Raw genomic sequence first — 13,558 nt, 5'->3', positions numbered from 1 at the left:
CCCATCGCGCCCTTCGGCGCGACCCCCCCGAGGATATTTTTGGCCAGATGAAGCTGACGGATATGCCTTAGGTGAAGGCTGTCAGGATCAGGACAATTGCGGCGCCAGCAGCGGCGCCGATGGTTGCCGGAAGAATGGCCGCCGATAGGCCTTTGTTCTGAGTGACGTCCTTTTGCGTCTGCGCGATCAGCGCATTTTCCACCAAAGCGGGCAGGCGCGGGCCAAAGCGGGCCAGCACCATAGCGGTTTTGCCAAAATCCCGTAGTGCAGCCCGGGGGCCGATGGATTGCTTGATGTAATCTTCGACAACCGGGCGGGCAACTTCCCAGATGTTGATGCGCGGGTCCAGTGACCGCGCCACACCTTCGACAACCACCATGGTCCGTTGCAGCAGGATCAGTTCCGTGCGGGTTTCCATACCGAACCGTTCTGTCACCTCGAACAGGTAATTCAGTAGGCGTCCCATCGAAATATGAGTGGCATCCATGCCAAAGATCGGCTCTCCAACCGCGCGCAGGGCGCGGGCAAACTCGTCGACGTCCCTGTCGGCAGGGACATAGCCGGCTTCGAAATGCACTTCGGCCACGCGCTTGTAGTCGCGGCGAATAAAGCCAAAGAGGATCTCGGCATAAACCCGGCGGGTATATTCGTCGATATGACCCATGATGCCATAGTCGTAGGCAATGATGTCCCCATTTGCCGCGACCTTCAGGTTGCCCTGATGCATGTCAGCGTGGAAAAAACCGTCACGCAGCGCGTGCAGCAGGAACAGGCGCAGCACGCGTTCCGCTAGATCGCCGCGGTCGTGCCCGGCGGCGTCCAGCGCGGCGTTGTCGCCCAGCGGAACGCCGTCGGCCCAGCTGAGCGTCATCACGCGGCGGGCGGACAGAGACCAGACGACCGGGGGCAGCCAGAAGCCTGTGTCGTTCTTGGTGTTGGCCGCATATTCCGACGCGGCGGCGCTTTCCAACCGCAGGTCGAGCTCACCGCGGACCACGCCGTCGAAATGTTCGATCACCTCCATAGGGCGCAAGCGGCGCGCACCGGGGGCGAATAGCTGCACGATGCGGGCGGCAAAATAAAATGCGTCTACATCTTTGCGGAAGGCGCGTTCAATGTTCGGGCGCAGAACTTTGACGGCGACGTCTTCGCCGGTGCTAACCAGCTTGGCCTTGTGGACTTGAGCAATTGAGGCCGCGGCGATGGGTTCACTGAATTCGCTGAACACTTCGGAAACCGGCTGGCCCAGTTCCTTTTCAACCTCGGCCATGGCTTCGGCTTTGGAGAATGGGGGAAGCTTGTCCTGCAGCACGCGCAATTGTTCGGCCAACTCATCCCCGACCACATCGGGGCGGGTCGACAGTACCTGACCAAACTTGATGTATGCCGGTCCAAGCGCCGTCAGCGCCCTTGTGGCGGGGGGCATGTCAGGATCGCCTTTGTAACCCAGCCATTGGAACGGTTTTCCCAAAGCATGCGCCAGAAACCGCAGTGCGCGCGGAGCCTCGAACGCGTCCAGCACAACGTTCATGGCGCCTGTGCGCTCAAGAGTGGCGCCTGTACGGATCAGGCGAATGATGTTGTGTGGTCCCCGCATCAGATTTTCCAGCCGGAATGCAGCGCGGCGATGCCCATACTCAGGTTGCGGTACTTGGCATTTTCAAATCCGGCCGCGCGGATCATGCCCAGAAACGTTTCCTGATCCGGGAAATTGCGGATCGATTCGACCAAGTATTGATAGCTGTCGTAGTCATTGGCGATGAGTTTCCCCATGCGGGGGATGACGTTAAAGCTGTAGAGGTCATAGAGCTTTTGCAGCCCGTCATTGGGCAACTGGCTGAATTCCAGCACCATCAGGCGGCCACCGGGTTTCAACACACGGAATGCTTCGTTAAGGGCCTCCTGCGGGCGGGTCACGTTCCGGATGCCAAACGAGATGGTGTAGACGTCGAATGTGTTGTCGTCGAAGGGCAGAGCCATCGCGTCGCCGACCACCCAGTTCAGGCTGTCGGCCATCTGGTCGGCCTCGGCGCGCTGTCGGCCTTCGACCAGCATCGGTTCGGTTAGGTCCAGCACGGTAGCATGGCCATAGCCGGCGCGTTTCAAAAAGCGGAACGAGATATCTCCGGTGCCACCTGCGACATCCAGCAGGCGCTGGCCTGGGCGCGGCGCAAGCCAGTCCATCATCGCGTCTTTCCAGACCCGGTGAATGCCCATCGACATGACATCGTTCATCACGTCATATTTCGAGGCGACCGAGTTAAACACGCCCTGTACACGCCCGGCCTTTTCAGCCTCACGTACGGTTTCGAACCCAAAATGAGTGGTCTTGTCGCTGTTGTCGGACATTAGCCTTGCCGTTTTTCGAATTTCGCCTCTGTTATAGGGCTCTGGAACCGGGGCACAATGCGGCCCTTTGGAATAGGAGCCGTGTAATGCCGGAATTGCCCGAGGTCGAGACAGTAAGACGCGGCCTGAGCCCAGCGATGGAAGGCGTGGTGATCGACCGGGCAGATGTGAATCGCCCCGATCTGCGCTGGCCTTTCCCTGAACGGATGGCCGAGCGGTTGACCGGGCAGACGGTTCAAAAATTGCGTCGTCGGTCAAAATACATTCTTGCCGATCTCAGCAGTGGTGAAACCTTGTTGATCCATTTGGGCATGTCAGGCCGGATGACCGTATCCGGCGATCCGCTTGGGCAATTCGTGCATGAACATCCGATAACCCAAAAACATGACCATGTGGTCTTTCACATGGCGAATGGCGCACGTGTCACGTTCAACGATCCGCGCCGGTTTGGTGCGATGGACCTATTGCAGACAGCAACTGCGGACGATCACAAGCTGCTGTCTGTCCTCGGGCCTGAACCTTTGGGTAATGATTTTCACGAACAACATCTGATCGATGCGTTTCGGGGAAAGAACACTCCGATCAAATCGGCGCTGCTGGATCAGGGAATCGTTGCCGGCCTGGGCAATATCTACGTGTGCGAGGCGCTATTTCGAGCCGGAGTGTCGCCACGTCGCAAAGCCGGCCAAATTTCTGCGACCCGAGTCGCAGCACTTGTTCCGATCATCAGGAAGGTATTGCAGGACGCCATCGAAGCAGGTGGATCTTCCCTACGCGATTTCCGCCAAGCCGATGGAGAACTTGGATATTTTCAGCACAGCTTTGACGTCTATGGCCGTGAGGGAGAACCCTGCAGGACTGACGGTTGTGGGGCTCCAATCAAAAGAATCACCCAGTCCGGTCGCTCATCCTTCTACTGTGCGCAATGCCAAAGATAGCTTGATCCAGCGAATGCGCGTGGTAAGGAATCGTACCTGAACGGAACAACCGGAAGCTCTCACCTCATGGCTTTTGAGACGATCATCGTCGAAATCGAAGACCACGTCGCCCTTATCAAGCTCGACAGGCCCGATGCGCTGAACGCGCTGAACTCACAACTGGCGCAGGAATTGTGCTCGGCATTGGAAGATGCGGATAGCAACGACAAAGTGCGCTGCATCGTCATCACCGGGTCGGACAAGGCGTTCGCTGCGGGCGCGGACATCAAGGAAATGTCCGAGATGAGCTTTGTGGATGTCTATAGCTCGAACTTGTTTGGTTCGTTGAATGACCGCGTGTGCGCGATCCGCAAGCCGATCATTGCAGCCGTCGCGGGCTATGCGTTGGGCGGCGGGTGCGAACTTGCGATGTTGTGCGATTTCATCATCGCAGCGGACACTGCCAAATTTGGCCAACCTGAGATCAATCTTGGCGTCATTGCCGGGCTTGGGGGCAGCCAGCGCCTGACGCGGTTTGTCGGCAAGTCCAAATCCATGGACATGAACCTGACCGGCCGTTTCATGGATGCAGAAGAAGCTGAACGCGCTGGTCTTGTCAGCCGCGTTGTTCCCGCCAAGAAGCTGATGGATGAGGCGATGGGCGCAGCCCAGAAGATTGCCGAAAAATCGCAGCTGACCGCTATGGCGGCCAAGGAATCGGTGAATCGCAGCTATGAGCTGCCGCTGAGCGAAGGCATGCTGTTTGAACGCCGCGTGTTCCATTCGATGTTCGCGACCGAAGATCAGAAAGAAGGCATGGCCGCGTTCCTGGAAAAACGCGCCGCGCAATTCCGCGACAAGTAAGCGGTGCCCTGATCAAATCGAAACCGGCGGGCCTTTGCCCGCCTTTTTCATACCAGCTATGCGCATCAAAAGAATCGCCTTGGCAAACCCGGCCAACTTGGGTAGTAACCGCCACCATACATGCGCGTGCGGCCCGCTTGGCCCGACTCACACTCGTGATTTCTGATCTGGTGCGGATTTTCCGTGGCGCGCAACCCTAGACAACGTACCGAACCAAAGGTCAGAGACACACATGGCTAATTCGCCCCAAGCAAAAAAACGCGCTCGTCAGAACGAGAGCCGTTTCGCAATCAACAAAGCACGTCGTTCGCGCATCCGTACCTACCTGCGTAAGGTAGAAGAAGCGATCGCATCCGGCGACAAGGACGCTGCAACCGCAGCACTGCGCGCAGCTCAGCCTGAACTGATGCGTGGCGTCACAAAAGGCGTTTTCCACAAGAACACCGCGTCGCGTAAAATGTCGCGTCTGTCGGCTCGTGTAAAAGCGCTGGGCTAAGGCTTGGGTTGACCTAGGGTCAACCAAACAAGGTGAAATGATAGAAAATGCGCCGCGTCCTGCGGCGCTTTTTTTTTGCTGTTGCCGGAAAGCCGCGCCTTCACAAACCCGAGAGATTCTTTCGGCGAAAGATACGAGTCAATATCAGAGTTTCGTTGCCGGATGCCTTGGCCTCTTGCTACCACTGTTACAGCGATTCACTCGCTTGGGGGGACAGGCTGTTCCAACGACTAGACTGACGGGCATCAGGACGGTCAGGAACGAATGTTGGCAACTGGTTTGCTAATCTGCTGCGGTCCTTGGGTCACCAGGGAACCAAGCCCTGTCGAATATGAGATTGCGTTGCGCAACCCTGTTTCCAGGGCGTTCCGGGTATGGAACGCCGGCAAATTGGGATGTGCAGACTTTCTAAAACACACCCGCCAAACTTCTGCGGTTTGGCGTTGGTTATCCCTTTGCGTGTGAAAGCTTAATCCGGGCAACCGGAAAATAGCAATAAGGCCGACAGGCCAATAAAGAATGGGATGCGTGAGGCGCTTAATGACACAAGAGAAATGGGGACTACTACGTAACAAGTTGCTCAAGGCCATCGGAAAAAACAACTACACGACCTGGATCGAACCTCTTGAATTCCAAGAGTTGCAGGACGGCGTAGCGGTGTTTTCCGTGCCGACAAACTTCATGGGCAACTATGTCAGTCAGAACTTTGCGGATCTCATATTGTATGAGATGAACACCGCAGGGGAAACGGTCCAACGACTGGCCTTTCGCGTCGCTGCCAACTCACCGGCGCGCCCTAAGGTAGACACCGAATCCGAGCCGACAGTTGTGCGGGATGCACCTATTGCGCCTCAGATGGAAGCCGCTAATGGCGCGTTTGAATCCTTGCAGGCCGCGCCATTGGATTCGCGCTTTACCTTCGACAGTTTTGTCGTTGGCAAACCCAACGAACTGGCCCATGCCGCGGCGCGTCGTGTGTCAGAAGGTGGTCCTGTGACCTTCAACCCGCTGGTTCTTTACGGTGGCGTTGGTCTAGGTAAAACGCACTTGATGCACGCCATTGCATGGGAGCTGAAAACAAAGCACCCCGAGTTGAACGTGCTCTATTTGTCGGCGGAACAGTTCATGTACCGCTTTGTGCAGGCTCTGCGCGAACGCCGGATGATGGACTTCAAACATCTTTTCCGATCGGTTGACGTGTTGATGGTGGACGATGTGCAGTTCATCGCCGGCAAAGATTCGACACAGGAAGAGTTTTTCCACACATTCAATGCACTGGTGGACCAGAACAAGCAGATCATCATCTCGGCCGACCGCGCCCCGGGTGAGATCAAGGACCTAGAGGATCGGGTGAAGTCCCGTCTGCAATGTGGTCTGGTGGTCGATTTGCACCCAACCGACTATGAACTGCGCCTGGGCATCCTGCAAAACAAGGTGCAGCAGTACAGCAGCACATATCCCGACCTGACAATTGCCGATGGCGTTCTGGAATTCCTGGCGCACCGGATCTCGACCAATGTTCGCGTGCTGGAAGGTGCTCTGACCCGTCTGTTCGCTTTTGCCTCGTTGGTGGGTCGTGAGATCGACATGGAGCTGACGCAGGACTGTCTGGCCGATGTGCTGCGCGCATCCGAGCGCAAGATCACTGTCGAAGAGATTCAGCGCAAGGTTTCGGACTATTACAACATCCGTCTGTCCGACATCATTGGACCCAAACGCCTGCGGTCTTATGCCCGCCCGCGTCAGGTGGCGATGTATCTGTGCAAGCGACTGACCAGCCGGTCTCTGCCGGAAATCGGGCGCCGGTTCGGAGGACGTGACCACACGACTGTCATGCACGGCGTAAAACGCATCGAAGAGCTGAAAACCACGGACGGCCAGATCGCCGAAGATGTGGAAATGCTGCGGCGCGCGCTAGAGGCCTGAGCTCCTACTCATATCACTTGAGAAACGCCCCGGTCCCTCACGCCCGGGGCGTTTTCTTGTGCGCTATTTTCCACGGTTGGAAATGAACTGTGCCCACTGGGCCACGCGGCCCTTGACGCTTTGGGCAATCCGACCGAGAAATCCATAAAAAATCCTTGTGCCTCAGGGCGGAACCGCTAACGTGCCAGTCCCGCCCATTTCGGCACGCAAGTCAGAGGAATTAAGGGTATGAAGATCAGCATCGAACGCGGCACCCTTCTCAAGGCCGTTTCCCAGGCCCAATCTGTTGTCGAACGTCGCAACACCATTCCCATACTTGCCAACGTTTTGATCGAAGCCGAGGGCGATCAGGCGATGTTCCGGGCGACCGATCTGGATATCGAAGTTGTCGACAAGGCGCCTGCGCAGGTCGAAAAAGCCGGGGCTACAACGGTCGCCGCGACGACGTTGCATGAGATCGTGCGCAAACTGCCCGATGGAGCGTTGGTGACACTTACCGCCGACAGCGCCGCAGGTCGTCTGACGGTTGAAGCAGGCCGGTCGAATTTCTCATTGGCGACGCTGCCGAAGGAAGACTTCCCTGTGATGGCGTCTTCGGAATACCAGTCGAACTTTACCGCCTCGGCAGCCTTGCTGCGCCGGTTGTTCGATAAGTCGAAATTCGCCATCTCGACCGAAGAGACTCGGTACTATCTGAACGGCGTCTATATGCATGTGGCCGACGGGTCCGAAGGCGGCAAGGTGCTGCGTTGTGTGGCCACCGATGGCCACCGCCTGGCGCGCATCGACGCGGATCTGCCGGATGGCGCTGCAGACATGCCCGGTGTGATCGTACCGCGCAAAACCGTAGGCGAAATGCGCAAGCTGCTGGACGACGATGAGATGGATATCGCCGTGTCGGTCAGTGAAACGAAGGTGCGCTTTGCAACCCCGGACATCACGCTGACCTCAAAAGTGATTGACGGGACCTTCCCGGATTACACACGTGTGATTCCTCAGGGCAATACGCGCCAGCTGGAAGTCGATGCGGCCGAGTTCGCAAAGGCCGTGGACCGGGTTGCAACCGTGTCCTCTGAACGGTCTCGCGCGGTAAAGCTTCAGCTGGATACCGATAAACTGGTACTTTCCGTCAACGCTCCAGATAGCGGCGCGGCCGAGGAAGAACTTGCCGTCGCCTATGGCGACGAGCGGCTGGAGATCGGGTTCAACGCCAAGTACCTGCTGGAAATCGCCTCTCAAGTAGATCGTGAGAACGCTGTGTTCCTGTTCAATTCAGCGGCTGATCCGACCCTGATGCGCGAAGGCAATGATCTGAGCGCGGTATACGTCGTCATGCCGATGCGCGTCTGATCGCACGGACGTGCGATGCCTCCGGCAGGAGTATTTTTGAAAAGATGAAGGGAGGGGTCATGGGTTTGGCCCTGACCGAGCTTACCGTCTCGCATTTTCGGTCCCACAAGCTGGCGCGACTATCTTTGGATGGTCGGCCTGTTGCGATTCACGGACCGAACGGGGCGGGCAAGACCAACATCCTGGAAGCGGTGTCCCTGTTTTCCCCCGGTCGCGGAATGCGGCGGGCCAGCGCGGCCGAGATGACCCGACGCCCCGAGGCGCTAGGTTGGAAACTGTCCGGGTTGCTGCAGGCGCAGGGGCGACAATACGAGATAGAAACCTGGTCCGAGGGCGGTGTCGCGCGGCAGGTTCGCATTGACGGCAAGGCGTCCAGCCAGATTGATCTGGGCAAGCTGGCGCGGATTGTTTGGCTGATCCCGTCGATGGACCGGATTTGGATCGAGGGGGCCGAAGGACGCCGGCGTTTTCTGGACCGGATCGCGCTGAGTTTCGATCCGGCCCATGCTGAGGCATCTTTGACTTACGAAAAATCCATGCGCGAGCGGAATCGCCTGCTGAAAGAGCAGGTGCGGGATGCGCATTGGTATGCCGCACTTGAGGGGCAGATGGCGGAGACTGGTCACCGCGTCCACGCGGCGCGGCTTTCGGCGCTTGATCATCTGCGCGCGGCGCAGGATCAGGCGGAAACCGCGTTTCCATCGGCGGAATTGGAGCTGGTACAGACTGAAGGCGCGATGCCGGAAACAGAAGCGGATCTGCGCGAAGCACTAAGTGAAAGCCGGTTCCGCGATATGGCGGCTGGACGTACGCTGGTGGGTCCGCATCGGTCGGACGTGTACGGGGTGTTCGCGGCCAAGGGCGTTCCGGCCAAGGATTGTTCGACAGGTGAGCAGAAGGCTTTATTGGTCTCATTGATCCTGTCGAACGCACGAGCCTTGGCGAGTATGATCGGCGCGCCCCCGATCGTGTTGTTGGACGAGGTGGCGGCGCATCTGGACGCGGATCGGCGCGCGGCGCTGTATGATGAGATTTATGCGCTTGGCGCTCAGGCCTGGATGACGGGCACCGGGCCTGAGCTGTTTGCGGAACTGGGCGACCGGGCCCAATCATTGATCGTGAGTGATGGCTTTGAGGGCTCGGTCGTGTCCGCTTAGGCCGGCTCGCCGACCTTACGTTCCCACAGGAAGCCGCGCATGACTTCGTCGACCGGGGTTTTTGCCATGTGGTTCACGTAGTTCGACATGGTTTTTTGCGCCAGGCCGAGAACCACATCCAAAACAGCGCGGTGAGAGTAGCCCGCATCAAAGAATGCCTGCAGCTGTGCTTCGGTCGGGTTGCCGCGGGTTTCCATCATTTGCAGGGTGAAGGTGCGCAGTGCTTCAAGCTTGGCCGAAGGTAGCGGGGTTTCATTGCGCAGGGCTTCGGTGATTTCGTCCGAAACCTTCATCATCTTGGCGATGCCGGTATGAGCGGGCACGCAATAGTGGCATTCGTTTTCCACGTTGATGGTCTGCCAGACGACGGTTTTTTCGTCATTGTCGAACTCGGTCTGCATGAACAGGCCGTGCAGTACCTGATAGCCTTCCAGATGCTGGGGGCTTTCGGCCATGACCTTATGCAGGCCGGGCAGGCGACCAAAAGCGGCCTGCGATTTCTCCAGCAGCGGTTTGGACCCTTCGGGGGCGGACTCGAGATCATGTGACGGGAAATTGGCCATGTCGGAACTCCTTTTCTGGCGCGTTCAGGCAGAAATAGGTTTTCTTGAGTGATCACTCAAGTATATATTTGAGCAATCGTTCAAGAATTGGTGAAGTCGATGCCACGCAAACCCGAATATGACCGTGATGACCTGATTGCCCGGGCCAGGGATGTCTTCTGGCGTCAGGGTTGGGCTGGCACATCCCTGAAAGACCTTGAGCGCGAATTGAAGTTGAAACCCGGCAGTTTCTATGCGGCATTTGGGTCAAAGGACGCGCTTTACGGGCTGGCGTTGGACCGCTACGCGCAAGAGGGTGTCGCGCGGCTGAGGGCATTGGCTGACCGAGTAGGTCCGCTCGAGGCTTTAAAGGCGCAGCCGCGTTTGGTTATCGAGGCAAGCGGAGCGCCCGCGAAGGCTTGTATGTTGGCCAAGACTTACGCTGAATTGCAGGCTAAGGATCACGAGCTCGCCGGTCGGGCGGGTGTTCTTATGTCCGAGATGAAGGCCTGTTTTGCAGAGCTGTTCCGTCAGGCGCAAGAGGCCGGGGATATTGCCCCAAGCCACGATCCGAACCGGCTGGCGACGCGTTATCAATCCGACCTTTTGGGGCTGCGTTTGTCAGCCGAGCGCAGTGATGTCGACGCCCATGAAATCGCAGCGGATATAGCGGCTGATATCGACCGTTTGTAGGGATACGGCAGTCAGCTGTCGAAAGAAACTAAATCACGCAAGACGGACACAAAATGTTGGGGTAGCGCGTGACAATCCCCCCCAGAAAACGTATAAGTTACCAAAATAATATAGGTACTGACGGCATGTCCGAAGACGCACAGGCACCCCAGGAATACGGTGCAGATTCCATCAAAGTTCTCAAAGGGTTAGAGGCAGTTCGAAAGCGCCCTGGTATGTATATCGGGGATACGGACGATGGCTCGGGTCTGCACCATATGGTGTATGAGGTCGTTGACAATGGGATTGACGAAGCGCTGGCCGGTCACGCGGACCATGTAACCGTTAAAATCCACGCTGATTCCAGCGTCTCGGTCAGCGATAATGGTCGCGGAATTCCCGTCGACATTCACCCCGAAGAAGGTGTGTCCGCAGCCGAAGTGATCATGACCCAGCTGCATGCCGGCGGCAAGTTCGACAGCAATTCCTACAAGGTGTCCGGCGGTCTGCACGGCGTGGGCGTTTCGGTGGTGAATGCACTGTCCAATTGGCTGGAATTGCGTGTCTGGCGCAACGGTAAGGAACACGTTGCACGGTTCGAAGGTGGTGAGACGGTCGAGCATCTGAAAGTTGTCGCTGAATGCGGTGACCGGACCGGAACCGAGGTGCGGTTTCTGGCCTCGTTAGACACGTTCTCAAACCTGGAGTACTCGTTCGAGACGCTGGAAAAGCGTCTGCGCGAACTGGCCTTCCTGAACTCGGGCGTGCGGATCATCCTGATTGATGAACGCCCGGCAGAACGGTTAGAGACCGAGTTGTTTTACGAAGGCGGCGTCAAGGAATTTGTCAAATACCTGGACCGCTCCAAGACGTCCGCGATGCCCGAACCGATCTATATCAAGGGTGAGCGCGACGATATCGGTGTCGAAATCGCCATGTGGTGGAACGACAGCTATCACGAGACAGTCCTGCCCTTCACCAACAACATCCCACAGCGCGATGGCGGAACCCATATCGCCGGTTTCCGCGGTGCGTTGACCCGGACCATCAACAACTACGCCCAGACCAGCGGGATCGCGAAAAAGGAAAAGGTCAGCTTTACCGGCGACGATGCGCGCGAGGGTCTGACCTGTGTGCTGTCGGTCAAAGTCCCCGACCCTAAATTCTCGTCCCAGACCAAGGACAAACTGGTGTCATCAGAAGTGCGCCCTGCGGTCGAAGGTCTGATGAACGAAAAGCTGGCTGAATGGTTTGAAGAAAACCCGAACGTGGCCAAGATTATCGTTGGCAAAATTATCGAGGCCGCTCTGGCGCGTGAAGCCGCCCGCAAGGCGCGCGAGCTGACCCGCCGCAAAACGGCAATGGATGTGAATTTTCTGGCCGGTAAGCTCAAGGATTGTTCGGAAAAGGACCCGACCAAAACTGAAGTCTTCCTGGTTGAGGGTGATTCCGCAGGCGGATCAGCGCAAACGGGCCGCGATCGGCAAACTCAGGCAATTTTGCCTCTCAAGGGTAAAATCCTGAACGTAGAACGTGCACGGTTTGACCGGATGTTGTCATCTCAGGAAATCGGCAACCTCGTCATGGCGCTGGGCACCGGGATCGGGCGAGACGAGTTCAATATCGAAAAACTGCGCTATCATAAAATCGTCATCATGACCGATGCGGACGTCGACGGTGCGCATATCCGGACATTGCTGTTGACGTTTTTCTACCGGCAGATGCCTGAGCTGATTGAGGGCGGTTATCTCTACATCGCCCAACCGCCGCTTTACAAAGTGGCGCGCGGTAAATCCGAAGTGTACCTGAAGGATCAGGCGGCGATGGATGAATACCTGGTCAACCAAGGTGTCGAAGGGGCCGTGCTGAAGCTCGGTTCTGGCGAAGAGATCCTGGGTCAGGATCTGACGCGCATTGTCGACGAAGCGCGTCAGTTGAAGCGCGTCTTGGACGCCTTCCCAACCCATTATCCACGTCACATCTTGGAACAGGCCGCCGTTGCAGGTGCCTTCGTGCCAGGCGCGGTCGATGCGGATTTGCAGGGCGTGGCAGACAAGGTCGCCGCACGTCTTGACCTCATCGCGCTGGAATACGAACGCGGCTGGCAGGGTCGGATCACACAGGATCACGGAATTCGTCTTGCCCGTATTTTGCGCGGCGTGGAAGAGGTGCGTACCTTGGACGGTCCGATGCTGCGCTCGGGCGAGGCGCGCAAGACCGGCAGCTTCACGCAAAGTCTGCAAGAGATCTACAACACCCCGGCTACGCTGGTCCGTCGCGACCGGTCACAGGCAATTCACGGCCCGTTGGATCTGCTGCGCGCCATTCTGGAAGAAGGTGAAAAGGGCTTGTCGCTGCAGCGCTACAAGGGCCTGGGTGAGATGAACCCGGATCAGCTCTGGGAAACGACGCTGGATCCGGACGCACGTACGCTTTTGCAGGTGCGGGTGGACGACATGGTCGAAGCGGATGATCTGTTCACCAAACTGATGGGCGACGTGGTGGAACCACGCCGCGAGTTCATCCAGAAAAATGCCCTGAATGTGGAAAACCTGGATTTCTAGGCTTATGTAGATATTCCATTGCTTTGAGAGCAGCTTCATGGGCTTGGACAGATGACCCGCCAACGCAGTCCTCTACAACGCGGCAGAAGTAATCTGATTGGTGGCCATCGACGAATGTGTAGTGCACACAAACATCCGTCAAACCGCCGCACAATAAAAGTGTGTCTACCTTTAAACCTCGTAGCAGGATTTCGAAATCGGTTCCAAAAAATGCAGAATACCGTCGCTTCGGGACGATGTAGTCACCTTTGCGGTATCCCATCTCATCTTTTGCAACCTCCGTTCTTGGATTGCCTTCGAGACAGTGTATGTCTTCGTCACCATCTAGTTCACGGCCGAAGTCTATCCTATCGGGACGATGGATTTCTTGGATGAAAATGACTGGCACATTGTAATCATGTGCGGCATCAACCAATTCACGTGCAGCGATCATGCGCTCTTTGTAGCCCGACATGTTGTCGATGGAGCGTACTTCGCTATTATCAATAAACGTGCTCTTTTGAATGTCGATTACGATTAGGGCAGGTCTACCCTCAATCAGTTTCCTAGCTTGTTTGGTTTTAGTCGTCATGTTCGACCACCAATTTGCCAGTTCGTCCTGAAGAAACGCCCTTGTTGGGCCGGGTCGTCCCAGCGGGCAGATCATTTTTGGCTAAATGTGCAACTGAGTATGGTCAAGACCGTGCTGCGTTGTTTTGGAATGAAAACTATATGCTTGGGC

At 57.0% G+C, this 13,558-nt stretch carries 12 protein-coding genes; 8 read left to right on the top strand and 4 right to left on the bottom strand.

The features are described 5' to 3' along the window. Positions 1–67: 67 nt before the first annotated feature. Together ubiB and ubiE are read right to left on the bottom strand one after the other, a co-directional pair. Complete coding sequence (ubiB, locus tag AC2FIS_RS16605; RefSeq protein ID WP_496774457.1) at positions 68–1,597, bottom strand: 2-polyprenylphenol 6-hydroxylase; 1,530 nt, start codon at positions 1,595–1,597, stop codon at positions 68–70. Then, entirely contained in the window at positions 1,597–2,349 is a 753-nt protein-coding gene (ubiE, locus tag AC2FIS_RS16600; protein WP_496705848.1) for a bifunctional demethylmenaquinone methyltransferase/2-methoxy-6-polyprenyl-1,4-benzoquinol methylase UbiE, read from the bottom strand. Before ubiE ends, ubiB begins: the two co-directional genes overlap by 1 nt. 86 nt (positions 2,350–2,435) lie before the next feature. Here ubiE and mutM point away from each other — a divergent pair, with 86 nt between their 5' ends. The 6 genes from mutM (at position 2,436) to recF (ending at position 9,059) form a co-directional block, all read left to right on the top strand. Continuing rightward, the gene (gene mutM / locus AC2FIS_RS16595; RefSeq protein ID WP_109311257.1) at positions 2,436–3,287 is read left to right on the top strand and encodes a bifunctional DNA-formamidopyrimidine glycosylase/DNA-(apurinic or apyrimidinic site) lyase; all 852 of its coding nucleotides are present in this window, start codon (positions 2,436–2,438) and stop codon (positions 3,285–3,287) included. 66 nt (positions 3,288–3,353) lie between these two features. Then, complete coding sequence (gene acuK, locus AC2FIS_RS16590; RefSeq protein WP_496705845.1) at positions 3,354–4,130, top strand: acryloyl-CoA hydratase; 777 nt, start codon at positions 3,354–3,356, stop codon at positions 4,128–4,130. 232 nt (positions 4,131–4,362) lie between these two features. Further along, positions 4,363–4,626: a 30S ribosomal protein S20 gene (gene rpsT / locus AC2FIS_RS16585; protein WP_058272970.1), complete on the top strand. Its 264-nt coding sequence runs from the start codon at positions 4,363–4,365 to the stop codon at positions 4,624–4,626. A 540-nt stretch (positions 4,627–5,166) separates the two neighbouring features. After that, positions 5,167–6,552: a chromosomal replication initiator protein DnaA gene (gene dnaA / locus AC2FIS_RS16580; RefSeq protein ID WP_496774456.1), complete on the top strand. Its 1,386-nt coding sequence runs from the start codon at positions 5,167–5,169 to the stop codon at positions 6,550–6,552. A 228-nt stretch (positions 6,553–6,780) separates the two neighbouring features. Continuing rightward, entirely contained in the window at positions 6,781–7,902 is a 1,122-nt protein-coding gene (gene dnaN, locus AC2FIS_RS16575) for a DNA polymerase III subunit beta (RefSeq protein WP_113789128.1), read from the top strand. Positions 7,903–7,961: 59 nt separating this feature from the next. After that, a complete protein-coding gene (gene recF / locus AC2FIS_RS16570) occupies positions 7,962–9,059 on the top strand; it encodes a DNA replication/repair protein RecF (RefSeq protein ID WP_496774455.1) in 1,098 nt (365 codons plus the stop codon). On the opposite strand, the gene AC2FIS_RS16565 is transcribed toward recF, so the two are convergent. Continuing rightward, positions 9,056–9,622, bottom strand: a complete 567-nt coding sequence (locus AC2FIS_RS16565) for a carboxymuconolactone decarboxylase family protein (RefSeq protein ID WP_496774454.1) — start codon at positions 9,620–9,622, stop codon at positions 9,056–9,058. The two genes, recF and AC2FIS_RS16565, sit on opposite strands and share 4 nt — an antisense overlap. A gap of 99 nt (positions 9,623–9,721) precedes the next feature. Between AC2FIS_RS16565 and AC2FIS_RS16560 the strand changes: the two genes are divergently transcribed. Both AC2FIS_RS16560 and gyrB read left to right on the top strand, forming a co-directional pair. Continuing rightward, positions 9,722–10,294, top strand: a complete 573-nt coding sequence (locus tag AC2FIS_RS16560) for a TetR/AcrR family transcriptional regulator (RefSeq protein WP_496774453.1) — start codon at positions 9,722–9,724, stop codon at positions 10,292–10,294. Positions 10,295–10,419: 125 nt separating this feature from the next. After that, complete coding sequence (gene gyrB, locus AC2FIS_RS16555) at positions 10,420–12,837, top strand: DNA topoisomerase (ATP-hydrolyzing) subunit B (RefSeq protein ID WP_496774452.1); 2,418 nt, start codon at positions 10,420–10,422, stop codon at positions 12,835–12,837. Here gyrB and AC2FIS_RS16550 read toward each other — a convergent pair. Beyond that, entirely contained in the window at positions 12,794–13,408 is a 615-nt protein-coding gene (locus tag AC2FIS_RS16550; RefSeq protein ID WP_496774451.1) for a cysteine hydrolase family protein, read from the bottom strand. The two genes, gyrB and AC2FIS_RS16550, sit on opposite strands and share 44 nt — an antisense overlap. Positions 13,409–13,558: the final 150 nt, after the last annotated feature.

It is taken from the genome of Ruegeria sp. CDSB113 (genome assembly GCF_059611045.1).
The sequence above is the reverse complement of the archived record's forward strand: the minus strand, read 5'-3'. Positions and strand labels throughout refer to the sequence as shown.

Excerpts from the sequence above, each read along its gene's own strand:
- ubiB (WP_496774457.1), bottom strand. The coding sequence starts at position 1,597 with ATGCGGGGACCACACAACATCATTCGCCTGATCCGTACAGGCGCCACT.
- ubiE (WP_496705848.1), bottom strand. The coding sequence starts at position 2,349 with ATGTCCGACAACAGCGACAAGACCACTCATTTTGGGTTCGAAACCGTA.
- mutM (WP_109311257.1), top strand. The coding sequence starts at position 2,436 with ATGCCGGAATTGCCCGAGGTCGAGACAGTAAGACGCGGCCTGAGCCCA.
- acuK (WP_496705845.1), top strand. The coding sequence starts at position 3,354 with ATGGCTTTTGAGACGATCATCGTCGAAATCGAAGACCACGTCGCCCTT.
- rpsT (WP_058272970.1), top strand. The coding sequence starts at position 4,363 with ATGGCTAATTCGCCCCAAGCAAAAAAACGCGCTCGTCAGAACGAGAGC.
- dnaA (WP_496774456.1), top strand. The coding sequence starts at position 5,167 with ATGACACAAGAGAAATGGGGACTACTACGTAACAAGTTGCTCAAGGCC.
- dnaN (WP_113789128.1), top strand. The coding sequence starts at position 6,781 with ATGAAGATCAGCATCGAACGCGGCACCCTTCTCAAGGCCGTTTCCCAG.
- recF (WP_496774455.1), top strand. The coding sequence starts at position 7,962 with ATGGGTTTGGCCCTGACCGAGCTTACCGTCTCGCATTTTCGGTCCCAC.
- AC2FIS_RS16565 (WP_496774454.1), bottom strand. The coding sequence starts at position 9,622 with ATGGCCAATTTCCCGTCACATGATCTCGAGTCCGCCCCCGAAGGGTCC.
- AC2FIS_RS16560 (WP_496774453.1), top strand. The coding sequence starts at position 9,722 with ATGCCACGCAAACCCGAATATGACCGTGATGACCTGATTGCCCGGGCC.
- gyrB (WP_496774452.1), top strand. The coding sequence starts at position 10,420 with ATGTCCGAAGACGCACAGGCACCCCAGGAATACGGTGCAGATTCCATC.
- AC2FIS_RS16550 (WP_496774451.1), bottom strand. The coding sequence starts at position 13,408 with ATGACGACTAAAACCAAACAAGCTAGGAAACTGATTGAGGGTAGACCT.